The 23,638-nt window shown below is 34.2% G+C and carries 20 protein-coding genes; 17 read left to right on the top strand and 3 right to left on the bottom strand.

Annotated features, from left to right (window positions below; translation table 11 throughout):
* Window positions 1-36: 36 nt before the first annotated feature.
* Both BW942_RS19480 and murD read right to left on the bottom strand, forming a co-directional pair.
* Window positions 37-282 (bottom strand): DUF1563 domain-containing protein, encoded by a 246-nt coding sequence (locus tag BW942_RS19480; protein ID WP_001021444.1) that lies wholly within the window; start codon window positions 280-282, stop codon window positions 37-39.
* Window positions 283-1,853: 1,571 nt separating this feature from the next.
* Window positions 1,854-3,245: a UDP-N-acetylmuramoyl-L-alanine--D-glutamate ligase gene (gene murD / locus BW942_RS19470; protein ID WP_000671558.1), complete on the bottom strand. Its 1,392-nt coding sequence runs from the start codon at window positions 3,243-3,245 to the stop codon at window positions 1,854-1,856.
* Between the two features lie 82 nt (window positions 3,246-3,327).
* Between murD and BW942_RS19465 the strand changes: the two genes are divergently transcribed.
* The 8 genes from BW942_RS19465 to BW942_RS19410 all read left to right on the top strand — a co-directional run bounded on the left by BW942_RS19465 (window position 3,328) and on the right by BW942_RS19410 (window position 12,395).
* The gene (locus tag BW942_RS19465; protein WP_000884017.1) at window positions 3,328-3,660 is read left to right on the top strand and encodes an STAS domain-containing protein; all 333 of its coding nucleotides are present in this window, start codon (window positions 3,328-3,330) and stop codon (window positions 3,658-3,660) included.
* Between the two features lie 6 nt (window positions 3,661-3,666).
* A complete protein-coding gene (locus BW942_RS19460; protein ID WP_000099241.1) occupies window positions 3,667-4,425 on the top strand; it encodes an indole-3-glycerol-phosphate synthase in 759 nt (252 codons plus the stop codon).
* 1,090 nt (window positions 4,426-5,515) lie between these two features.
* Window positions 5,516-6,577, top strand: a complete 1,062-nt coding sequence (gene rlmN / locus BW942_RS19445) for a dual-specificity RNA methyltransferase RlmN (protein ID WP_000622607.1) — start codon at window positions 5,516-5,518, stop codon at window positions 6,575-6,577.
* 30 nt (window positions 6,578-6,607) lie between these two features.
* Window positions 6,608-6,892: a Cys-rich protein gene (locus BW942_RS19440; RefSeq protein WP_001068430.1), complete on the top strand. Its 285-nt coding sequence runs from the start codon at window positions 6,608-6,610 to the stop codon at window positions 6,890-6,892.
* A 14-nt stretch (window positions 6,893-6,906) separates the two neighbouring features.
* Complete coding sequence (locus BW942_RS19435) at window positions 6,907-8,643, top strand: ArnT family glycosyltransferase (RefSeq protein ID WP_001071951.1); 1,737 nt, start codon at window positions 6,907-6,909, stop codon at window positions 8,641-8,643.
* Window positions 8,644-9,662: 1,019 nt separating this feature from the next.
* Entirely contained in the window at window positions 9,663-10,559 is an 897-nt protein-coding gene (locus tag BW942_RS19420) for a hydroxymethylglutaryl-CoA lyase (RefSeq protein WP_000403254.1), read from the top strand.
* Entirely contained in the window at window positions 10,556-11,470 is a 915-nt protein-coding gene (locus BW942_RS19415) for a TIGR02757 family protein (protein ID WP_001082135.1), read from the top strand. The genes BW942_RS19420 and BW942_RS19415 overlap by 4 nt, the downstream gene beginning before the upstream one ends.
* A 64-nt stretch (window positions 11,471-11,534) precedes the next feature.
* Window positions 11,535-12,395: a VOC family protein gene (locus tag BW942_RS19410; protein ID WP_001169645.1), complete on the top strand. Its 861-nt coding sequence runs from the start codon at window positions 11,535-11,537 to the stop codon at window positions 12,393-12,395.
* 846 nt (window positions 12,396-13,241) lie between these two features.
* Here BW942_RS19410 and BW942_RS19405 read toward each other — a convergent pair.
* Window positions 13,242-14,336 (bottom strand): IS110 family RNA-guided transposase, encoded by a 1,095-nt coding sequence (locus BW942_RS19405; RefSeq protein ID WP_002083960.1) that lies wholly within the window; start codon window positions 14,334-14,336, stop codon window positions 13,242-13,244.
* 493 nt (window positions 14,337-14,829) lie between these two features.
* On the opposite strand from BW942_RS19405, the gene rplU reads away from it, so the two are divergent.
* From rplU to BW942_RS19355, 9 genes are all read left to right on the top strand, one after another.
* On the top strand, window positions 14,830-15,144 hold the full coding sequence (gene rplU, locus BW942_RS19395) for a 50S ribosomal protein L21 (RefSeq protein ID WP_000270913.1): 315 nt from the start codon (window positions 14,830-14,832) through the stop codon (window positions 15,142-15,144).
* Window positions 15,141-15,467: a ribosomal-processing cysteine protease Prp gene (locus BW942_RS19390; protein ID WP_000619383.1), complete on the top strand. Its 327-nt coding sequence runs from the start codon at window positions 15,141-15,143 to the stop codon at window positions 15,465-15,467. The genes rplU and BW942_RS19390 overlap by 4 nt, the downstream gene beginning before the upstream one ends.
* Window positions 15,457-15,711, top strand: coding sequence for a 50S ribosomal protein L27 (gene rpmA, locus BW942_RS19385; RefSeq protein WP_000940600.1), 255 nt, complete (start codon window positions 15,457-15,459; stop codon window positions 15,709-15,711). Before BW942_RS19390 ends, rpmA begins: the two co-directional genes overlap by 11 nt.
* Window positions 15,712-15,825: 114 nt before the next feature.
* Complete coding sequence (gene obgE / locus BW942_RS19380; RefSeq protein ID WP_000443450.1) at window positions 15,826-16,896, top strand: GTPase ObgE; 1,071 nt, start codon at window positions 15,826-15,828, stop codon at window positions 16,894-16,896.
* A gap of 13 nt (window positions 16,897-16,909) precedes the next feature.
* Window positions 16,910-17,782 carry a glutamate 5-kinase gene (proB, locus tag BW942_RS19375; protein ID WP_000801906.1) on the top strand — a complete coding sequence of 291 codons (873 nt, stop codon included), beginning with the start codon at window positions 16,910-16,912 and terminating at the stop codon, window positions 17,780-17,782.
* Complete coding sequence (locus BW942_RS19370) at window positions 17,779-19,029, top strand: glutamate-5-semialdehyde dehydrogenase (RefSeq protein WP_000658458.1); 1,251 nt, start codon at window positions 17,779-17,781, stop codon at window positions 19,027-19,029. The genes proB and BW942_RS19370 overlap by 4 nt, the downstream gene beginning before the upstream one ends.
* Before the next feature lie 3 nt (window positions 19,030-19,032).
* The gene (gene nadD / locus BW942_RS19365) at window positions 19,033-19,632 is read left to right on the top strand and encodes a nicotinate (nicotinamide) nucleotide adenylyltransferase (RefSeq protein ID WP_001088891.1); all 600 of its coding nucleotides are present in this window, start codon (window positions 19,033-19,035) and stop codon (window positions 19,630-19,632) included.
* Between the two features lie 1,315 nt (window positions 19,633-20,947).
* Window positions 20,948-21,136: a hypothetical protein gene (locus BW942_RS19360; protein WP_001010386.1), complete on the top strand. Its 189-nt coding sequence runs from the start codon at window positions 20,948-20,950 to the stop codon at window positions 21,134-21,136.
* Window positions 21,137-21,355: 219 nt separating this feature from the next.
* Complete coding sequence (locus tag BW942_RS19355; protein WP_002139006.1) at window positions 21,356-22,549, top strand: Lcl C-terminal domain-containing protein; 1,194 nt, start codon at window positions 21,356-21,358, stop codon at window positions 22,547-22,549.
* Window positions 22,550-23,638: the final 1,089 nt, after the last annotated feature.

The following is a 23,638-nucleotide window of genomic DNA, read 5'->3' as shown; positions in this document are numbered from 1 at the left end:
TCTATTGTTATTAATATCTTTAAACAACACGAATCTTTATAATTTGTATCTCTGATTGATCTTATTATCAGATAAACTTAAGAAGATTCCCTTACTAGATATAACTTGAAAGATCAGAATTTTAAAAATTGGGAGAACTGGTATTTCATTTTGCTTTCGATCCGTTTTAGAAATTTTTTGTATGCTATCTAAAAAGGTCTGTTTTAGAAAATATTCTACATAAGCTGTATATAGATTTTCTAATGTTTCTAATAAAAAGAAACCTATTAAAATTATATTCATCATTTTCACCTTCTTTCATTCTTTTTGCTTCTCAGTGAAAACAAAACTTTTCACTGCTAGGGATATTAATGAAGATAAATGATTATCTGTTTATTTTGAACATATATATGAATTATATTTGGGTTTTGATCTGTAATCTTTTCCAATTCTGAATGTTTATTCAGTTTTAGTTAAGTATCAATGAGATCTTTTTTGGCATATTTGCCAGTTTAGAGAACTTTTATAAAATTCTATTCAGAATTATATAATAAAGTACCGAATATTTTTTACTGAAATAGAGCTTTGTAATAAAAGATTACAGTGTTCAATTTTATAGGGGTCAGGAAGGACAAGAATCAAATTTTTGTAGGTAATTATGATTCGCGCTCATCGGTAAATATAAAATTCATCGGAAATATTAGATCTTTTTCTGATTAATTAGAGTTGTTGAAAAAAATTCATAGCGCGATTAATAAAATTGCTTCAATTGACTATTTCATGAAACAGAAACGAGATGGAGAATTGATTTTTTTATATATTCTTTAAAAATTATATAGTTCCCAGAGATTAAGTTACATTATAAATTTTTAAATATTGAGTTCCCACGTTTTTAGAATTATCTTTAAGAGCCCTTACATTTTCAAAATCAACTGTAAAATAAAACCTGGATTTGTAATAGTTGCCACATTTTATTTTTACGGAAAAATCAGGTTTTATAAAATAGATTTTTTACACCGAACTCACGTTAATTTAGAAGCGAAGTTGGCGGTAAGAAGGCATAACCAAGTATTTGATCTCAATATAAATCTGCCGGAGTTACGACAAATCCTCTGTAAAACTTAGTTCCCACTCCACAACGCGATTCATAAAGAGCGTTGTGTTGAGTTTTCCCTATTTTTGGGTGGTTCGGAAAATTTTTCTCTATCAGAAAAACATACTTTTTGCAAGTAAAAAGACTCATTCTTGTCGGAACACTTGAAAAATGTGCCTTTTTGAGTCCAGAACGGCGATCCATAGAAAGCCCGTTCTGTTGAGTTCATTTTGATTCTAAAATCCTATTCAACTTGTGAGGTTGGTTATGGTAATAAGGTTTGGGCGAATGTAGGACCGTGTCTGAATTTAAAGCTTGTCCCAAAATCTCAAAGAATTTTATGCGATCATTATTTAGAAATTCTTAATAAAGTATAATAGTTCCTACAAGTTAGGTCGCATTTGGCAATTTGGGAACTTTCAAACAATTCTAATGTTGTTAAATTTTCCTAGTAGCTGCCACATTGGACGATTTTGGGACAAGCTCATAGTAGTGTGGTTTTACTGTATGATGCTCTGATTAACAGAATGGATTAATCGTTTGAAAAGTATATTTTTTGTTGTTTGAACGTTGAACGTGATTGAATTTAAAATGTAGGAACTATTACAAACCACTATATTTTATCTTTGAATCTTGGGTCATAACTACAGCCAAATTTGAAAAATGTGGGAACTATTACAAATTTAGATTTTACTGTAAAATTTCGAAAATGTAAAAATTCCCCGTAAGCCCCCAACTAAAGATAGAAAACGTTAATATTTATAACTCAATAGATAAAATTTTAAGAATCAATTTGGTCTAGAAAATCATTCACTAGGGAAAGAAAATGATTTCCCCTTTCTTCGAAATTCTTATATTGATCAAAACTTGCACAAGCCGGAGAAAAAACAAAAGAGGAAATTGAAATGCTATCGGAAAGACGAATTATTATATCTTTGTTTAAACCGGGGACGGGAAATATATTTCCTTTTTTGAATATTTCAAAAGTATCATTTAGATTTTCAACGCAGTAGAGCTTTTCTCCGATTATATTTTTAATTCCACTTTCCCAAGTGGCCCTGGCCTCTCCAAATAAAACTACACAGCCAATTCCTTTGATTAGAAAATTGTAAAGTGGTTTTAAGTCTTCTTGCTTAGGTCTACCGCCTAAAATTAAACAAGTCTGATCTATATTTTTCCAAGTAGCCATTCCCGCGAGCATACTATGTAAGTTCGTTGATTTAGAATCGTTAATAAACGAAATTCCTAATTTTTCTCCAGCGATTTGAAAACGATGAGGTAAACCTCTAAAAAGAGGAATCCTAGTTTGGATTGATTCTGGTTTTCCACCAATTTCTTCTGCAGCGAGAATGGACGCAGCGAGATTTTCTCTATTATGAGTTCCTGGAAGATAAAACTTAGAGATGTCGTATACAAACTTTGAAGTTTTGATTTTCAAAGAGTTTTCGTCTAAAAATGCATTTGAATCGGAAGTTTTTCCGAAACTAAGAAGTTTACACTGATAAGAAATAGAATTTAAAATTCTTTCTTTGATTTTTTCAGAAACTATCAAAGTATGATTTGAATTAGATAGATCCGCAATTTTAAGTTTAGCTTGGAAATAATTTTCCATCGTTTTGTGTCTTTCTAAATGATCAGAAGCAAGATTCAGAAAAACGGACACATCCAGATGAAGAGGAGATGAATCTTCAAGTTGATAACTAGAGAGTTCTAGAACGGCCAGGGAAATGGATTCTTTACAAAAAGAGGTAAAAGGAATTCCTAAATTTCCACCTTCTTTTAGATCGGGAAAACTTTCTTTCAAAAGGTGCGCAATTAAAGAAGTTGTAGTAGATTTACCGTCGGTTCCGGTAATGCCTATAATTTTTCCTTTAAAAAAATATCTTCCTAAATCAATCTCAGATACAACCGGAATTTTTTTATCCGCAGCATAAGAAAGAATTGGATGAGTTGGTAAAATTCCAGGAGATTTAATAACCAATGAAACTTCAGGAAGAGACTGAGGGGGAATATTATCTGGAAAAAAGGGAACAACGGTTCTTTCTGGTTGATTTCGATCGCAAAGAATCGGCTGGGCTTTTTCGGAAATTAAAAAATTAAGAGCCGAGTTTCCGGAGATTCCTCCCCCTAAAACGAGAATTTTTAGGCCTTTTAAGGACTCTGGAAATTTCATTTTTAAATCGTTGAACAGTGATTGACAGGTTATTTTCGCCCCCGATAGTTGTCAGTAGCAAAAAACTATAAGGATTATTCCCTTGCTCGATCATAAAGTACGCGACGGTGTTTTGATTGTTTATCTCAAAGGACGTTTGGATGTTTCCATCGCCAACGAGGTAGAGGAAAATCTAAATGACCTGATCGACAATCAAGGCCATAAAAAAGTAATTTTGAATATGCAAGAAGTGGATTATATGTCCTCTTCCGGTTTTAGAGCATGTATTTCCACTTTAAGAAAGTTGAATTCTAAAGAAGGTGCATTAAAAATTAGTAATATTAAACCTGCAGTCAAAAGAATCTTTGATGTAATCGAGTTAACTTCTCTTTTCGATATTTGCGAAACCGAAGACGAGGCTTTAAAGTCCTTTTAAAACTGAATGTCTTCTTCTCAACCTCACCGGGTTCTCCGGGAAATCATTTCTACAAAACAAAATGAAATCAAAAAAATTTCAGCCTGGGACCCTCTTCCACATCGTGGTCTCAGTCTTCGTGATTCTTTAAAAAGTAGAACCTTTTCCATTATTGCAGAGTGTAAACGAAAGAGTCCATCGGCCGGTGAACTTCGTGCGGATTATCGTCCGGTTCAAATCGCTAAAACATACGAAGAGTTAGGCGCTTCTGCTATTTCTGTACTTACGGATCAGAATTACTTTGGAGGTTCTTTGGAAGATCTGAAGGACGTCTCTTCAGAATTGAAAATTCCAGTTTTAAGAAAAGATTTTATTCTGGATGAAATTCAGATTCGGGAAGCAAGGGCTTTCGGTGCATCCGCAATTTTATTGATCGTCAGAATTTTGACTCCGGAACAGATTAAGTCTTTTTTAAAGTTAGCTTCTTCTTTGGGAATGGATTGTTTGGTTGAAGTTCATACTTCGGATGAGGCGAAACTTGCTCTGGATTGTGGTGCGGAAATTATTGGAATCAATACGAGAGATTTAGATACGTTTCAAATTCATCAGAATCTGGTAGAAGAAGTATCCGCCTTCTTACCACCTAACATAGTAAAAGTAGGTGAATCCGGTATAAAAAAACGTTCCGACTTGGACACTTTTCGTAAATTAGTGGACGCGGCTTTGATCGGGACCTATTTTATGGAAAAACAAGATATTCGAAAAGCCTGGTTGAATTTATTTTAGAATATTCTTATATTATAATTCTCTTTTTGGGAATTTTTTTGTATATAAATCAAAGCAAAGTTTCTTATATAAAAGTAATGGATTTTTATGTAATATTTCTTTCGATTTTTCGAAGATATAATCTAAGATTGAATGAAATCTAAATTTGTTGCAATACATTCTTATAAAGAGCTTGTCCCAAAAACTCAAAGAAATTTTACACGTAATTCTTTGGAAATTTTTAATAAAATACAGTATCTACATTTTTGTGAAACTCAATGCATCGGCTTCTATGGTGGCTCTACAGGTCACATTTGGTAATTTGCGAACCTTTAAGCAGTTCTACTGTTGTTAAATTTTTGTAGTAGTTCCCATTGGACGGTTTTGGAACAAGCTCAAAATTAAGCGGGAATTTAAGTTATTAATTATATTCTTATATATCTTTGGATTTTATTTTTACAAAGATTGGACGATGTTGTTTAAAATGCGGAAACTTTTTCGTTTTTTAGAAACTAAAAAATTACTATTAAGATGTATAAAAATAATACTATGATATGAGTTTTGTCTAAAAATATAATATTTGCCTCAAAAAATCTGTTCATTTTTTGGAATTACTCAGAACTATAATCAGGTCCCCGTGTTTTACGCTGAAACAAAGTTTACAATAAAAATTTATGGTACCAGAGATTGAGTAGATGTAATATCAGAAATTTTATGTCTACGCGAACCCTTTCTCTGCTACGATTTTATACGTTTAAGTATTAATTGTTTCTATAAATGTGGGAACTCTCACAACTTAGAATTTGTCAGTTGAACTTTGGGTCGGAACTACATCCAGGTTTTGAATTTGTGGGAACTCTTACAACTTAGAATTTGTCAGATAAGTTTCCTGATTTTAGCCCAGATTTGTAGACGCTTAATCACTTTTAGTTCTAAGTAAAATAACCTTTTTTCAATAAAATTTGTGTATCTGAGTTCTAATTTTGAACTAACATTAGATGCACAGAATACGTAAATTTGTAACGAAAGATTATTTTTTGTGATGAACTTATAGTTTGAAAAGAGTATCCGTTCCAGGGAGCTGAAAAAAAATCTACCAAGAAGGTCGTTTATGATTTCAGAAAACCTTGGAGAAAACCAAACCGAAAAAATACCGTTAAAAGGAAGAACTCTAAAAGAACTTTCTGAAATCATGATTACTCTGGGAGAAAAACCTTTCCGAGCAAAACAAATCTATCATGGTTTGTATGTAAATCGTTACGAAACCTGGGACCAATTTACTACATTCTCTAAAATCTTCAAAGAAAAACTCGAAGAACTTTGTTCTCTTACTCATCTTCAAGTTGTAAAACAACTTAAATCCGTGGACGGAACACAAAAATTCACGTTCACGTCCGAATCAGGAAATGGAAAAGAATTCGAAGCGGTTTGGATTCCATCTGGAGACGGTGGAAGAAAAACGATCTGCATCTCTTCCCAGATAGGTTGTACTCTCAATTGTAAATTCTGTGCAACTGCAAAATTAGAATTTCAAGGAAACCTAAAGGCACATGAGATCGTAGATCAGATATTACAGGTGGAAAAAATCGTAGGAGACAAAGCGACTAACGTTGTATTTATGGGAATGGGGGAACCACTTCATAATTATTTCAACGTGATTCGTGCTGCCTCCATCTTTCACGATCCGGATGCGCTCAATTTGGGAGCCAAAAGAATTACGATCTCAACTTCCGGAGTAGTAAACGGGATCAGGCGTTTTATAGAAAATAAAGAACCTTATAATTTTGCAATTTCACTCAATCATCCGGATCCAAAGGGCAGATTACAAATCATGGATATCGAAGAGAAATTTTCTCTTCCCGAACTTTTACAAGCGGCCAAAGATTTTACGAGAGAGTTAAAAAGAAGAATCACTTTCGAGTACGTAATGATTCCTGGAGTGAATATGGGGTTTGAAAACGCGAATAAACTCGTAAAAATTGCTAAGTCACTTGATTGTAAAATTAACGTGATTCCTCTCAATACCGAATTTTTCGGTTGGAGAAGACCTACTCGAGAAGAAATCGCAGAGTTTATTGCTCTTCTTGAACCCGCCGGAGTTCCTATACTTAATAGAAGGTCGCCTGGCAAAGATATTTTTGGAGCTTGTGGAATGCTCGCTTCAAAAAGTTGACCTACACTTTCGTTTCCGAAAAATGGGGCCATGAATCCAAAAAGAACTATTATTCTTTTTTTATATCTTTTACCTTTCGTTTCCTGCCAGGAATATGTTCAACAAAAATGTAATTCCGCTTGTAAATTCTTTGTTCAGTGTGCGATGAACGACTTTAAACATGTAAAAGTTACAGAGTTGGAAAAAAATCAAATGATGATCGATTGTGAAAGTGGTTGTATCCGTGAACAGGGTTTTGTTCTTCCTTGTTTTGAATCTGAAACCACATGCAAAGGTTTTAATACTTGCGTGATGGAATCCGGATTTATGGATTAATAGAAGGGGTTTTTATGAATCAAATTTCTGTAGATAATAAACAGCCAATCTCCGTTTGGATTCTTTTTATATTTCTGATCGTTTCCGTTTTACCTTTGATACTTACTCTTCCTTTAGATATGATTGATATAGATTCTTCTCAATACGCGGAAATTTCCAGGGAGATGGTAGAAGGAGGAAATCCTTTTTTTATCCGAGATAATGGTAGAAGATATTTAGATAAACCGATTCTTACGTTTTGGAAAATATCACTTTCTTTTTTGATTTTTGGTTATCAAAATTTTGCGTTTCGTCTTCCAGCTCTTTTGTTCACTTTTTTTTCTTTTTGGGGAATTTTCAAACTTACCGAACTTTATTCCGAAAGTCGTCTTAGGGCTTGGATTTCTGTGTTTTTATACGCACTTTCTCCGGGGCTTTATTCTATGGTAGTGGATCCTAAGATAGACGTTTATCTAACTCCCTATCTCATTTTAGTTCATACCTTTTATTATTTAGGTTTTAAAAGAAATCAAAATTATTATTATCTAATGTACTTTGCCATGGGGTTGGGTTTTATCACAAAAGGGCCGATCGCTATGGTAATTCCAAGTATTTCTATCGGAGGAGATATTTTATTTCGAAGGGATTGGAGGCGACTTTTGGAAATGAAATTATTTCCAGGGGTTTTACTTGCCATTTTACCTCCACTTTTATGGTCGATTCCACTGTATCTTGAGTTTCAGACTTATGGCCCTTATTTCTTTTTATGGATTCAGTCATTTGGTCGTTTTTATGTAAAGATGTACAATCAGAAATTCAATCCGTTGTTTTTTTATTCCAATTTTTCTTGGGCTTTCGGAGTTTTTATACTTCCATTTTTTGGGTTTGTATTTGATCGAATTGTGACTTTCTTGAAACAAAACAAAGGTAAAGAAGTATTTCAGAATATACTAAAAAATAAATATTTTAATCTAGATTTTGTTATAGGCTTTTGGTTATTTTTGTTTTTATTTTTGATCAGTTTTTCCAGGTATCAACTTCCTCAATATATCTATTGGTGTTTACCGGCTGCTGCTGTAATTGGTTCGGGGGTTTTGGAATCGATTTTACTTTCTCTCAAAGATCAAAAAAATAAAAGCTGGTTCAATAAGTTAAATCAAGGTTTGCTTTTAGTTACCGCTGTTGTTTTTTTGATCGCTGTTTTAGTAATTCCTTGGATCAGCGTTGAAGTAGGTTGGAGTTATTTGATTCTTCCTTTGGCTTATTTAGGGGTTTTTCTTTGGGTGTTTTTTAAGTCTTCTACAATTGGAAGATTACTTGCGTTTTGGATTTTTTCGGCTTCTCTCTTTTTTTCAATTGTGAGTTTATATCTCTATCCTATGTTGACTTCGTTTCAACCTTCTAAGGAAATTGGAATTTGGATTCGTAAATACGAACCTAACAAGGATAAGTTGTTTCTTTTTGGAGTTCCTGCTTCTAAAAGATCGTATGCTTATTATTCTAAAAGAATTTCGAGAACCTTATTTGATCCGGCGGTTTTAATTGATTCGGTTCAAAAAGATGGTCAACGTTATCTGATAGTTCAAGATAAATGGTTGCCTAAGTTAGAAGAGTTTTTTGGCAATAACTTACAGTTTGAGACAGTTAAAGAATTTCCTTCTTACAAGGTAGCGACACCGGAAGGTAAGTTCTTTTTAAAGTCTCATAGAGATCAGATCGTAGGTAAGGTAATTTTAATGAGAGCCTCTCGAAAAGATTTTCAAAAAAAATGAAAGTTTTAAAAAAAAGGTGAGGGGAATTTTAAGGTTTCTCCCGAAAAATGAATTAGGCTAAATTGTGAGCCTGGTTTGGTTTTGGTCCCTGGGTAAAACCGGGGACTGCTTTTCCTGGATTAGAGAACTTTTATAAAATCCAAAATTTTTCTCAAGTTTTTTCATCAAATCGTAGTTTGGCGACTAGGATCAATTTAAGTTGTTCCCATTTAGTTGGTTCAAAGATTTTCCTAAAAATTAATTTTTACTATTGTATTTGTCTATTATTTGAATCCAAAAGAAACGATAAATTTTTACTCAGGCTTAGGAATTTTGATTCTAATTGGTAAATTATATTAAAAATTTATAATATAATTAAAAAAATCATGTTTACACAACCGATTTTCCCCCATTCGTTTTAATGAACAAAATGGAAGAAAATTAATTTTTCAATAATTTTAATATTCTATTCTGTAAAGAAGTTATTTAGAGTTATATAATAGGATACCCGAGATTTAGTTTTTAAATACGGTTTGTATAAAAGTTCATAGTAATCTATTATATAGGAATTAGTATTCATAACTATGTTATAAAGTACTTAGCTCTTTGTAATGAAACAGTGTTCTACAATAAAAATTTATGGTACTCAATTTAATAATAACGTGAGTTCGGCGTAAGGAAATCTGGGTGAATAAAAAACTCAATGCAACGACTCCCTGAATCCAGAGGCATTCGCTCAATTTTCCGGGTCTTTTGAAGCAACTAAAGCGTTTCACTTCTATGGTTACTCGACAGATCGTGTTCTATAACAAATTGAAATCAGTAAAAGATTTTGTTTTCAAGTAAATCCTCAATTTGTTGATCGTGCGTCCGGCAACATCGGTGTGTCCCAATTTTATTAAGTCGAATTCACATTATTTGAATGTTAAATTATTGAATTATATACTCTTTTATAGCCCTGAGTAAAATAGCATTTTCGTAATCACCTCAGTTGTTATTTGACTTGCAGGTTTTTAGTATAAAGGTTGAATAAGAAGTAAATGGAAATAAAAATTACAGAAGTGGGGCCGCGTGATGGGCTACAAAATGAAAAATCTCCAGTTTCTACAGAGGTCAAAGCGGAATTTATTCAACGTTTGGTTCGTGCTGGTTTAAAAAATATAGAAGCGACATCTTTTGTTAAAAAAGATTCGATTCCTCAATTAGCGGATGCTACCGAACTCTCCGCCTTTCTGGATTTAAACGGTTCCGTTTCTTTTTCTGCTCTGACACCAAATCTTAAAGGTTACGAAGCCGCAAAGAGTGCAGGTTACAAAGAAGTTGCGGTTTTTACAGCCGCTTCCGAATCGTTTACTAAAAAAAACATCAATCGGACAATTTCTGAATCTATAGAAGGGTTTAAAGATATATTCAATTTTTCTAAAATAGATGGAATTCAAGTAAGAGGTTATGTTTCTACTGTGATCGATTGTCCTTACGAAGGTAAGATGAATCCAAAGAAAGTATTAGAAGTTTCTAAAATTCTTTTGGATTTAGGTGCGTATGAAATTTCTCTGGGAGAAACTATAGGCACTGGAGTTCCTACAGAAGTAGAAAAACTTTTAGAAGTCCTTTTGAAAGAAATTCCTGCCAATAAACTAGCAGGTCATTTTCATGATACATACGGAATGGCGATTGCAAATGTGGAAAAGGCCTATTCTATGGGTCTTCGTTCTTTTGATTCTTCTGCGGGTGGTTTAGGTGGATGTCCTTACGCAAAAGGTGCTGCGGGAAATTTAGCCACAGATGATCTTGTATATTTTTTAGAAAAGTCTGGTATTTCTACTGGAATTGATCCAAACCTTTTGTGGGAAGCGTCTTTATTTATGGAAAAGTCTCTTTCGAGAGAATTACAATCTAGAACTTTTTTAGCGACTAAAAAGAAAAGAGAGTCTTGAATCGATCTTCTCAAAAAATCAAAAGAGTATTAGAAAATTTATTTTTAGAATACCAAACATCGGATTATCTCAGATCTGATCCGGTTGAGTTTCCACATTTGTTCTCTGATTTGAGAGATCGAGAAATTTCCGGTTTTATATCTGCATTGTTTTCTTATGGAAACATCACTGCGATTAAGGATCATCTCAAACGGATCTTTGCAATTTGTGGGAATTCTCCTTATCGTTTTCTTTTAAACGAGGATCTTAAATCGATTCGAAAAAATCTCAAATCGTATCGTTTTCAAAAACCTGAAGATACATATCTTTTTTTGCAAACAATTCAAAATAAACTTAGGACTACCGAAGGCCATGGACTTGAATCTCTTTTTTCTTTGCCTGAAGAAGGAGAATTTCAATTCTCTTCAAGAGATCAAAAATCTTTTTTAGAAGGTGGTTCTTTAAGGCGTAGAATTTTATCGTTTCAACTCCGATTTTTGAAAGAATCTTCAAAAATTGATTCTAAACAAACTAAAAGTTACGGATATAAATTTTTAGTTGGTCAAGGAATCCGATCTACTTCTTTAAAAAGATATTCTATGTTTTTAAGATGGATGGTTCGAAAAGAATTTCCTGATTTTGGAATCTATTCCTCGATTTCGCCTTCAGAATTACAATTTCCTTTGGACGTTCATATTCAAAGAATTGCAAGTGTTTTAAATCTGAGTTCTCGTCGTAGTTCCGATTGGAAAAAAGCGGAAGAGGTCACCGATTTTTTTCGTGCAATTTTTCCTGACGATCCTGTAAAAGCAGATTTTGCGTTGAGCCGCTTGGGAATTTTAAAAAAATGTAAATCAAAGTATTTACGAGAACTTTGTGAATCTTGCGGTATCAGATCTATTTGTAAAGTTTACGAAGGATTTTCAAAGTAATTATTGACTAAAAAAATAAAAGAAGTTTAAAATTTCTGAATATATCCAAACCAAGGAGAATCAAATGCAAAAGATAACGCCATTTTTGATGTTCGATAATAATTTAGGAGAAGCGTTGAAACTCTATGCTTCTACTTTTTCTGATTGGAAGCTTCTGAGTCAAAATCAAACCGGTGACGTGGTAATGTCCGCTACGTTTGCAATTTCCGGAAAAGAGATTTTATCTTTTAACGGAGGTCCTCATTTTAAATTTACACCTGCGATTTCCTTTTTTCTATCTTGTCAAACTTCCAAAGAAATAGAAAAGATATGGGCTTCTTTGTCTCAAGAAGGAATTGTGTTGATGGAACTTCAAGAGTATCCTTTCAGCGAAAAGTTTGGTTGGGTGCAGGATAAGTTCGGAGTTTCTTGGCAGGTTTGTTTGTCGAAAGAAGGAAACGATCTCGTAACCTTTTTAATGTTTGTAGGAAAACAACACGGAAAGGCGGAAGAAGCAATTCGTTTTTATACTTCTCAATTTCCAAATTCTAAAATAAACGACATACAACGTTATACGACAGATCAAAGCGAAAAAGAAGGAACCGTTCAACGTTCCGTATTTTCAATTGCCGGTCAAGATTTAATGGCAATGGATAGCGGTTTGGATCACGCTTTCACGTTCAGTGAAGCATATTCGTTTTTTATAAAGTGCGAGACACAAGCAGAAATAGACAAGTATTGGGAAAAACTTTCTTTCCAAGGAGAAAAACAAAAATGCGGTTGGGTAAAGGATAAGTTCGGAGTAAGTTGGCAGATCATTCCATCAATTTTAGGAGACTACTTACAAGATAAAGATCCTAAAAAATCACAGAGGGTATTACAGGCAATGTTGCAAATGGATAAAATAGACATTGTTAAATTGAAACGAGCCTATGATTCTAATTGACGCAAGTCTTTAAACTTTTAATAAAACTCAATTTTTACGGAAAAAAAAGAATGTAGTATATTCAAAAAGATGAAACAATGGTCCTTTAGAAATTTCTAATCAAATATCAAGGTTCTTACATTTCAAAATACAACTGCAATTCCAACAAAGGTCGTGGGAATTTTTGCACTCGTTTTACAAGAAATACTTATTATAACGTGAGTTCGTGGAAGAATTCTGAAAAAAGTTGGGATCTGAACTTTGCGGATTAATTTCTAAAATCTGTGGGAACTCTCACAAGTTATAATAGTGAAAAAAATATTCAAAGGTTTATATTTTGTTTTAAGAGACAAAATCTGTGGGAACTCCCGCAAATTACGATTTTACAAATAAATTCTAAAATTGTAGGAACTATTACTTTGCCTAATTTGCTTGCATTTAGAGTCTGCCTCAAAAACTTAAAAAAATCATATTTGAATCTTCAGTTAAATGTGGTAGTTCCCACAGAAACCCTCTTTTCAACGCCGTTCGTTGTTTTCGATAATTTCTTTTGTAGTAGTTCTGATATGGCGCACCCAAGCTGAGCAGTAAATATTTTTTTTAATCATTCAATAGTTTAACTCGTTAGAGAAAAGCATTCGCGACGATTGATCAGACTGATATTCGCGGGTTGGATACCGCAGGATAATCTATACATCGGGAGCTGTTCTTAGTCTAAAAACAACTCAGCACAACGCTTTCCTATGGGTCGCGTTGTAGGTCAAATCTGCAAAGCAGATTGCTTCAACACTGAACTAACAAGTATTCCTCCTTTATCGTACATCTTCTCTAACGAATTAAGCTATTGAATGAAACATTACTCTAACTCTAAGCTACCAAGTTCATCGCTGCCCAAAGAAATCCGGAAAGTTCTCTCGAAACTGCGGTTATCATTACTTGAGGAGTTTTTCCTCTTAGCTGTAAGTTACGAAATTTCTTGTGTAACCTTAAGGAAGCTTTTTCTGCTAAAGCAACGACTAACGCAGGTTGTCCGGTTCTTCTTGCGGCTACGATCTTACTTCCTGTTCCGGGGAAGCGATGCTGCCAAGCAGCTTCCGTCAAAATCCTTCTAAGTCTCGGACTTCCCGTTTTTGTAATCCCTGTTTGTTTTCTTTTCGAACCGCTGGAATATTCTCCAGGAACAAGTCCTAAAAAGCTCATAAAAGAACCTGCCGTTTTGAATCTACGAAAGTCGTTTACCTCACTGAGCAAGAACATTGCGGTTAGATAATCCACTCCTCGAAAACATCTTAAGATTCCCACTCGTTCTCTAAAAGCTTCACTTTTCGCGATCTCTTGAATCTTTTGATCCATCGCTTTGAGATTCTCTTCTTGAACTCTCACTCGGCTGTAATAGTCGTTAAACGTTTCATGAAGGATCTCATTTTCAAAATGAAGATTATTCAACCATTTGTAATGACTGACTGTCCAATACTTTGTTGTTGAATATACATTCCCTTTTCTTAATAGAAACTTCATCAACCTCTGACGATTCCTTCCTAAATCCAAACGAAGACTGTCACGGGATCTTAAATAATCCCTTACTGCTTCGTCTTCTTCACTCGGAACATGAATCGATTCTAAATCCCCACTTCGTAATAATCTCGCTAACTTGATCGCATCTCTTTTATCCGTTTTGATTTTATCAGAACTTTGTCTGGGAATCTTTCCGGGTGCTACAAGGATACAGTTCACTCCCAAAGACTTTAGATATCTGTAAAGTGGATAGCCGGTTACTCCCGCTTCGTAACAACAATGAATTTCGTTCCATTCTGTTTTGAGTTTGTTGATGAATTTTTTGATATGAACCTCATTATGTTTTATCTGTTGTTCTTTCACCATTTCCTTTGTATTACTCGTTAAATATGCAATTTGAATCGTTTCTTTGTGGACATCCATTCCTACATATACTTTTCTTTTCATTACGTTCCTTCTGTCGGTTTTCTTGTTTTGTGGTAAATGCAAATCTTGCATCTAACCCACGGTTTTCAAGCCCAGAAGGGGCGCCATTTTGTCTTATGTGTTTCGTCTACTTGGTGAGTTTTCGAATCTCGTTTTATTACTAAACTTATGTATGAGTTCCCACATATCCAAAAGGTTTGGGTAAAAGTCTAATTTGAGTTTTGAAATGGTTCACGTTTTAGTAATTCGCAGATAATATCAGTATTTTGTAATAGTTCCTACATAAGGAGCATGCCTAAATTTAAACAAAAACTCTAAGTCGATTGGACCAATTTTTGATTAGATCGTAAAGAAACTAGGAACTCATAAAACATAGAATTTCAAATATCATCATTATAAATTATTGTTTTTAAAAAGTATTTCTTTCCAATTCCATAGGATCGAATTTCCCCTTGACCGACAAGTCTTGTCAGCCAAATTGGTTGAAAACGACTCCAAAATAGGCCGGAAAGAAATGTACGCAATTATTTCAGTTGGAAACAGACAATATAAGGTAACCCAGGATCAGGAATTTCTGACCGAAAAAACCGGCAAAAACGCGGGTGAATCCTTTGACGCAAAAGTATTACTTTTCGCGGAATCCAACAATAAAGTTCATATCGGGCAGCCCGAATTAAAAACTGCTCGGGTTTCTTTAAAAGTACTCGAAGACGTAAAAGGAGATAAAATCCATGGATACGTTTACAAGAGAAGAAAGAACTATCAAAAAGCTTGGGGCCACAGACAACAGCTCCAAAAAGTAAAAGTAGTTTCTCTTTCTGCGGTTTGATCCGAATTCGGATTACTCGGACTGGAGAATTTTATTCTTCCTTGGAAACTGAGGGACATTCCTCCGTTTCCCTTGGAAAAAAAGGCGAGAACCTTCTTTGTTCTGCCGTTTCTGTATTGGTTCAGACTTTATATCTGTATCTATTACAATCCGGCAAAACAAAACCTGCTGAAGTCCGGGATGGGTATCTTCGGTTTGAAGTTCTTGAACAAGATGTATTGATACAAAATAGTTTTGATTTGGTTCTTTCCGGATTAAAAAATCTAAAGAACCAATATCCGACAGAAATTGAACTGATAGGAGTACCAGAAAATGGCACATAAAAAAGGTGGGGGATCCTCGAAAAACGGTAGGGATTCAAATTCCCAGAGACTAGGGGTAAAACGTTTCGGAGGAGAATCGGTTCTCGCAGGAAACATTTTAGTTCGCCAAAGGGGAACAAAATTCCGTCCAGGTAACAATGTAGGGCTCGGTAAAGATCATACGTTATTCGCGCTTGTGACCGGAAAAGTAAAGTTCGAAATGGTTACCAAATTAAAAATGCAGGTTTCCGTTTACCCGGAATAACCTTCATAGTTCAATTCGAACCGGATGAACCGCAGTTTCCTGCCCGTTTCTGGGTCCGGACTCTGCGGTTTTTTGTTTTTAAATCAGTTTTAAAATTTAGAATATTCAAATATTATGGAATCCTTTGTAGATGAAGTCGCCATAGAAGTATTCGCCGGTCATGGCGGAGCTGGGTCCGTTCATTTTCGCAGAGAAAAATACGTCGAGTTTGGAGGTCCGGACGGAGGAGACGGAGGAATCGGGGGGAATGTAGTCATTCGTCCCAATCTTTCTATGTATACCCTTGATAAATATCTATCTAAAAGGAAATTTAAAGCTCAGGCAGGATTTCCAGGAGTAGGAGATAACTGTTCCGGTAAAAAAGGAGAAGACTTAGTTTTGTTTGTTCCTCTCGGAACACAAATCTATGACGAGGAAACGGGGGATCTGCTATTCGATTTTGTATCTGATTCCCAAGAATTTGTAGTAGCCCGTGGAGGTAGAGGAGGAAAGGGAAACGCACATTTTAAAACTTCTACCAATCAAACCCCACGTTTTGCACAACCGGGCGAAGAAGGAGAATATAAATTCCTACGTCTTTCTCTTAAGTTGTTAGCGGACGTAGGAATTGTAGGTTTGCCAAACGCAGGTAAATCTACTTTAATTTCTAAAATTACAGACGCACATCCAAAAATAGCAGGCTACGCATTTACAACACTTTCTCCTAACCTAGGCGTTGTTAAACGAAGAGGAGATATTTTCCGTTTTACGATTGCTGATATTCCCGGGATTATCGAGGGCGCGAGTATGGGGATCGGACTTGGACTCTCCTTTTTGCGTCATATCGAAAGGGTCAAAGGAATATTATATTTGTTTGATGCATCTTCTCTTGATATTGAAGAGGACCTTAAAATGCTTCGAAACGAACTTTCCACTTATAATCCAGAATTATTAAATCGACCCTATCTGATCGTATTGAATAAGATTGATATTTGGAACGATCCTGAATTTACAAAGGATGTGATCGCGAAGGTATCACACTTAGGAAAGGTAGTTGCGATTTCGGCAGATCAAGAAGTAAATTTAGAAGAGCTTTTAGAAAATATGGATGAAGTTTTTTTCAAAAATGAAATCGAAAAAATTCTAAATCCAATCAAAGATACAAAGCCTATCTCTTTGGATGAATCAGATATTTTCGAAAGTTGAAGGATAAAGTAGAATGAAACCGGAACGAAACTCACTTTCTGAAAAGATCCGTAACGCTGAAAAGATCGTTATCAAAGTAGGTTCGGCAAGGCTTTCTGGACTTCCGTCGGAAGTAAACGATTTTCTATTTCAATTGGTAAGTGATATTCGTCATCTTAGAGATTTAGGAAAAAAGGTGATTTTAGTCTCTTCAGGAGCGATTGCAAGAGGAAGACTTTTGTTAAGCGAACTTCCCTCTACAATTTCTTCGGGGGATTCACTTGCCGAAAAACAAGCGTTAGCCGCAATGGGGCAAAATAGGCTTGTCAATCTCTACGATAGTTTTTTTTCCAAAGTCAATTTGAGCATCGCACAGATCCTTTTTGGTGTTTTGGATTTGGAATCCAAAGAAGGTTATAAAAATCTAAAGAACACGTTTACTCAACTTGTAGAATGGGGGATACTTCCAGTAGTTAACGAAAATGATTCCGTTGCAACCGAAGAAGTAAAGTTTGGAGACAACGATATGCTTTCCGCTTTGGTGAGTTTGATCGTAGAAGCCGATCTTTTGATTATACTTACAGGTGTGGATGGTTTTTTAAAAGAAGAGAAAGTTGTACCTTTTCTGGAGAAAATTTCTAAAGAAGATTTAGGTCTTGCTGGGGGTCCTAGTGGACCTGGCACAGGCGGAATGTTCACTAAACTTAAATCTGCGGGTTTATTATCTGAGGCTGGGATTCCGACCGCGATCCTAAACGGAAAAAAAATGCATGTGATTCGTGAATTTTTAGAAAAAAATTCAATAGGAACATTAGTTGCTCCTTCCGGAAACCGCGTTTTTTCTGAAGAGGACGTAAAAGAAATCATCCGTAAAAATAGAAACGGAAACGGAGGAAATAGTTTATGAAAGAAATTGAATATGTACAGGATTTATGTTCTCGAGCCAAGAAGGCTTCAAAAGTTCTGAAACAACTTTCTTCTTCCAAAAAAAATAAAATTCTTTTGAGTTTAGCTGATCTATTAGAAAAACGTAAAGCGGAAATACTTTTGGCTAATGAATTGGACCTGAAGGATGGAAAGGAGAAAAAACTTTCTTCTGCATTGATGGATCGTTTGCTTTTGAACGAAAAAAGAATTTTTTCTATGGCTTCTGCGGTTCGTGAGATCGCAGCGCTTCCAGATCCTATCGGAGAGGTGACGAGAGGTATAACCCTCCCAAACGGTCTAGAACTCGTAACTCGGAGAGTTCCGCTTGGGGTAGTGATGGTCATCTACGAATCTCGTCCAAACGTAACTATCGACGTAGGCGCGCTTTCTTTTAAATCGGGAAATGCTTGTATTCTTAGAGGCGGAAGTGAGGCGTTTTATTCCAATGAAATCCTAATAAAGTTATTTCATGAAATTCTAATAAAAGAAGAAATTGATATAGGCTCTGTCGTTTTTGTGGATAAAACGGATCGTTCTTTTATGATTCCTTTTTTTCAGCAGACTTCTTTAATAGACATCGTGGTTCCTAGAGGAGGAGAGGGATTGATTCGGTTTGTTTCGGAAAATTCTAAAATTCCTGTCGTCAAACATGATAAAGGAGTTTGTAATCTTTATATCGACCAAGATGCAGATCCAGAAAAAGTAATTCCAATCGTAATCAATTCTAAGGTGCAAAGGCCTGGGGTATGTAATTCTACAGAGAATTTAATACTTCATAACGGTTATCCATTTAGAAAGGAATTATTAGAGGCGCTTGCAAAAGAAGGTGTGGAACTATTACTAGATCCTTCCTCTCTCGCTTTGTATCCAAAGGGAAAACCGGTTAAACAACAAGATTATCTAGAAGAATTTTTAGATCTTCGTCTTTCCGTCAAAACGGTATCTTCTTTAGAGGAAGCGTTGGCCTTTATTGAAAAAACTTCTTCGGGTCACACGGAAGCGATTGTCACGGAAGATTTAAACACGGCCAGAATTTTTACAAACTCTTTGGATTCAGCGGCTTTATTTATTAATTGTTCCACTCGATTTCATGACGGTGGAGAATTTGGGTTAGGAGCCGAAGTAGGAATATCCACTGGAAAATTACACGTTCGTGGTCCGATGGGTTTAGTTCATCTTACTACCACAACAACGTATGTCACCGGGAATGGACAGATCCGGGGTTGATTTTTGAATTCTTCCATCCTTACTGGAATTTTTGGAGGAAGTTTTGATCCTCCTCACGAAGGACATTCAGAAATTTTAAAGTCTTTTTTTTTGGAAGTTCCGGATTGTAAAGAGGTTTTTGTGATTCCAAACCGTCAGAATCCTCTTAAAGAAGAAAAAATTTCTTTATCCGAAAATATATTAGAAATGTTGAATCTATTTGTTTCCGAGTTTTCGCAATCCATTCGAATTTTGGATTTGGAATTGAAACGTAGTGGTCCTAGTTATACAATTCAAACGATTCAAGAGTTAAAGACCATATATCCAAATCGAAAGTTTGTACTTTTGATTGGAGAAGATAATTATTCCAACTTTCATAAATGGAAAGATTGGGAAAAAATTCTTACCGAAGTAGAAACGATTTTTGTGTTTCGAAGATTCTCAAAAGAAGTCCCGCTAAATTCTCATCTTAATTCTTTATTTGAATTTAAGTTTTTGGAAAACCCTTTAATTCCAGTGACTTCTACGGATTTGAGAAAGTCTTTTTTCCAGTCTAAAGTTCCAAATCTGATTTCAAAAAAAGTTTTGGATTATATATTAAAAAATAAACTTTATTCTAAATGAGTCGATAAGACTTCATTGTTTGAAATAGTATATTAACTTTCATTGATAATTTTTAGTTTGAATTTAGGAAATTTTCAATACACGTCATGCCTCTATAAAATGGGTTTTCATTTTTACAATAACCGCAAAACGGTAATTTTATGTAGAAATTTGATTTCGAGCTTGTCCCAAAAACTCAAAGAAATTTTACGCGTAATTCTTTGGAAATTTTTAATCAAATGCAGTAGTTCCTACAAATTAAGTCGCATTTAACAATTTGTGAATTTTCGAGCATGTTGTTAAATTTTCTAGTAGTTCCCACATTTTGTGAAACTTAAATCTCACGGTTCGGTGGAAACTCAGTGTATCGCTTCTATGGTCTTCTGCAGGTCGGCGGTGTTTAGGTTTTTGGGCAAGTTCTCAAGATCATTCTATTTGGATTTTATAAAGTAAAGGTTTCACAAATGATTTCAGAAATTTTATATAGAACTTTTCTGGATTCTGCTGGGCTTATGCTCGTATAATGCCGATGTAACAAAATCTGTTTTATAAACTAACGTAAGTCTTATATAAGAAAATTATAAAATTTTTTAAAAGTATGAGTTCCTAAATTTTTATAATCAGGAGTTAGAAATTATAATTTCTAAATTTTGTGGTAGTTCCCACATGTTATTTTTTCACAGTGAAATGAGTTTCCTTCATAAATTCGCGATGTAAGGTAAAGTAGCTCTTACATTTTTTGAACTTGTATGTAAAGCATAGATTTGTAAGAGTTCCCACATTTTAAAGCATATTCTAAACTTTTAAATATAGAGTAGTTGAAAAATTAATTTTCTTTCGTTTTTTTATTAAAATGAATGAGTAAAATCGTTTTTTAAATATGATTTTTCAACAACTTTATTCATTTTTCGTAATTAGAGGCATGGAGTTTCTGTATCTTCAAAATCAATTGTAAAGCATAGATTTGTAAGAGTTCCCACATTTTATTTTCGCGGAAAAATTGGATTTGATGAAACGAACCTCTTGCAGATCTTATTTTAAATTAAAAATTTCTTTAGACCGTTTATGAACGCCAAAACTTTCTAAACTAACGAGAGTTGGACGTAAGAAAATGAGAAAAAATTTTCTAAAAGTATAAGTTCCTACAATTTTAGAATTCATTTGTAAAATCGTAATTTATGGTAGTTCCCACATGCTAAGAATAGATCTGTAAATTCCAGATTCCAATTTTTTCAGAAAAATGAATTATGGATTTCTTTACCCTAAAACTTTCTAAATTAGGACCAATGACATATTGCCTAAAAGTTTAGAAAAAGGATAGGTCCAATTAATGTGAATGAATTTTAATAAACATCAGATTTATAAATGCTTCAAACGGTTTTATATTGAATTTAACAACGTTCAATATTTTGGAATTAATGTTGCTTTTGGAAAGATCATTGTTCTGATTTTTGCGTTTAACGACCTATTCTCATTAAAAGAAGGCACTTTAAATGATCGATTACAAAACTCTTTTAGTTTTTAAAGACCTATTCATTAAAAAATCAAAAGAAATTTGAATTTAATATATAATCTGGATGTTTAAATTTTAAATTTCGCTTCATAAAAATCCGAAATAAAAATATAATTCATTCTAGAATGTTTTTATTTAAAAAGAATCTAAAATAAAATAGTTCATGCTATAAAATGAAAGAAATTTCGAGAGTCCATTCTGTTTTAAAAAATGAGAGCACCAGGTAAAGATATGTATAAATATTTTCTTTTTATTTTTATATTCTCATTCTTTTTCTGTATAAAGGCTCCGACTAAGTTGGATCCGCCTTATGTTATATTGCAGTATTTACAAAATATAAATTCTGCTTCTGGACAGGGCCAAGAAGATCAGGGAAATAATCCGCAATGTCCTGCACCTGCTGGTCCTTTTAATCCGGGTGCAATTTTTGATACGGGTCAGACTCTTTGTTGGAATGGGGCTGGATTTGCGCAAGATTGTGCGCTGGTGTTGCCAGGCTCTGATGGAAGTTTCAGTAATGTACCGAATGCTCGTAATTTTGTAGGACCAACTCAGCACTGTAAATTTACTTCCGATTATACTATATTTGATCCTCTACATGGACTTACTTGGAAGGCTTGTGCACAAGGACAGACTGGTTCAGACTGTGCTGGTGGTGTTGTAGTTCCAATGAACTGGGCAGATGTAAATGCGGGACTTCCTGGAAGTTGTGCCGAATTGAATACTCTCAACGGTGGGGAAGGTTATGCTGGTAGAACCAATTGGAGAATCCCCGCGGCAAGAGAACTTGCTTCTATTGTTCATTATACAAACAATCCTCATATTGATAACGCATTTTTTCCTTCTAAAACGTTTACCGGAACATCTTATATGACAAGTACAGCCGATGCTAAAATTGCAGCGAACGAATGGGCAATAAACTTGGCGATTACACCACCTGCTAACGTAAGAATTTCTAGCATAGCGCAAGCTACTCCTCTTGCTTTACGTTGTGTCTCTGGAAATGCGATGCCAGCGCCTTCTTTTGTAGATCAAGCGGATGGAACCATTCGAGATCTAAATACTGGACTTCTTTGGTCTCAATGCACAGAAGGTCAGGGTGCGGGGTGTGCTTTTACTGCGCCGACTTCTATGGATTGGAATGCTGCACGTGGCAATTGTAATGGTAAAGTTTTGGCGGGAAGAGTTTGGAGATTGCCGAATGTAAACGAACTTTTAAGTATTGTAGATTATAGCAATGCTGTCCTTATGTTACCCGCTATTGATTCAACTTTTTTTCCACTTACAGCCAATGGTTTATATTGGACCTCTACTACATATGATAGTAATAAAAGTTTTGCAATTGGTATTTTCTTTTCAACGGGGGCCGTTCTGGCAAATGATAAATCCGGCAATATGGTGACCCGTTGTGTAACTACGTTTTGATTGGTTATGTTCATAATTTAAGAACGATTTGTTGGATCAAAATCCGTTTTTACAAAATTTAAAAAATAAATTTTAATACTTTTCAATTTAACACTTGTTTGGTGCCAAATTGAGAGGTTGATTTTATAAAGTTCATTTTTCTGAAAAAAAGTATTCGGGTAAAATGAAACTCTGACGTGCTCCGATAAAACCATTATCAAGTATAAAAGTTATCTTTAAGCAGACAGAATTGAAGAGCTAAAACCGTTAAACAAACAGTGGCTTTATATCGATTCCAATATTTTGCACTCAAACAAGTGCTTTATAATACAAATTTACAGTATTTAATTTTATAAGGATTAATATTGGCTCGGATCAAATATAAGGAAAAATTAGATTTTCCAAAAAGAATCTATAAAATGAATTTTTAATAAATAATTTTGCAAAACGGTGATTTCATGTAGAAATTTGATTGGGCTATTATTTTTATAGAGTTTGTTTATAAAGAAGAATAACGTATTTTTTTTAAGTGAAATCGTTTCCTTAACTATTTATAGTTTAATCATCTAGTACCTAAAATTCGAGGTTGTTTCAAAATATTAGAGTTGTTGAAAAATTCCATAGCAGCGATTAACAGAGCTGCTTCAATCGACCATTTCATGAAGCAGAAACAAGATGGAGAATTCATTTTTTAACAACTCTATTCTTTAATATGATGAGTAATAACAAGTTTTGGTTCTAAATGTAACTTATTTTTATTGGATGTTGTCTAAAAATACTAAATCTTTTGTTGCTTTAAATCTGTCCCTTTAATTGAGTTTTTAGGAAAAAAGTTTGCTTTTAACTTACATACTTTAAAAGAAAAAATCTATAAGATTGTCGATTTATTGGGAAAAATTTGTATTCGTTTCTTAAAATTGAGTTCTATTTGTTTGATTTTTCAAATCTCTTTCGGTCTATTTTCTATGTTCAAAATCCGTTTTACTTTTATGGCGTTCTTAAAATTCGCAAAACATTTTGATTCTTTTACAGTTCATAAAAAAATTATTTCTCATTTGTTATTGAATTTATGGATTGATATGGATAATAGGTTCCAGACTTTCTCGGAGA

The organism is Leptospira interrogans (assembly GCF_900156205.1).
Taxonomy (GTDB): domain Bacteria; phylum Spirochaetota; class Leptospiria; order Leptospirales; family Leptospiraceae; genus Leptospira; species Leptospira interrogans.
Note: the sequence above shows the minus strand (reverse complement) of the source record. Positions and strands in the feature narration are given on the sequence as shown.

Coding starts and splice junctions, on each gene's coding strand:
- BW942_RS19480 (WP_001021444.1), bottom strand. CDS start 282: ATGAATATAATTTTAATAGGTTTCTTTTTATTAGAAACATTAGAAAAT.
- murD (WP_000671558.1), bottom strand. CDS start 3,245: ATGAAATTTCCAGAGTCCTTAAAAGGCCTAAAAATTCTCGTTTTAGGG.
- BW942_RS19460 (WP_000099241.1), top strand. CDS start 3,667: ATGTCTTCTTCTCAACCTCACCGGGTTCTCCGGGAAATCATTTCTACA.
- rlmN (WP_000622607.1), top strand. CDS start 5,516: ATGATTTCAGAAAACCTTGGAGAAAACCAAACCGAAAAAATACCGTTA.
- BW942_RS19440 (WP_001068430.1), top strand. CDS start 6,608: ATGAATCCAAAAAGAACTATTATTCTTTTTTTATATCTTTTACCTTTC.
- BW942_RS19435 (WP_001071951.1), top strand. CDS start 6,907: ATGAATCAAATTTCTGTAGATAATAAACAGCCAATCTCCGTTTGGATT.
- BW942_RS19420 (WP_000403254.1), top strand. CDS start 9,663: ATGGAAATAAAAATTACAGAAGTGGGGCCGCGTGATGGGCTACAAAAT.
- BW942_RS19410 (WP_001169645.1), top strand. CDS start 11,535: ATGCAAAAGATAACGCCATTTTTGATGTTCGATAATAATTTAGGAGAA.
- BW942_RS19405 (WP_002083960.1), bottom strand. CDS start 14,336: ATGAAAAGAAAAGTATATGTAGGAATGGATGTCCACAAAGAAACGATT.
- rplU (WP_000270913.1), top strand. CDS start 14,830: ATGTACGCAATTATTTCAGTTGGAAACAGACAATATAAGGTAACCCAG.
- rpmA (WP_000940600.1), top strand. CDS start 15,457: ATGGCACATAAAAAAGGTGGGGGATCCTCGAAAAACGGTAGGGATTCA.
- obgE (WP_000443450.1), top strand. CDS start 15,826: ATGGAATCCTTTGTAGATGAAGTCGCCATAGAAGTATTCGCCGGTCAT.
- proB (WP_000801906.1), top strand. CDS start 16,910: ATGAAACCGGAACGAAACTCACTTTCTGAAAAGATCCGTAACGCTGAA.
- BW942_RS19370 (WP_000658458.1), top strand. CDS start 17,779: ATGAAAGAAATTGAATATGTACAGGATTTATGTTCTCGAGCCAAGAAG.
- BW942_RS19360 (WP_001010386.1), top strand. CDS start 20,948: ATGAATTTTAATAAACATCAGATTTATAAATGCTTCAAACGGTTTTAT.
- BW942_RS19355 (WP_002139006.1), top strand. CDS start 21,356: ATGTATAAATATTTTCTTTTTATTTTTATATTCTCATTCTTTTTCTGT.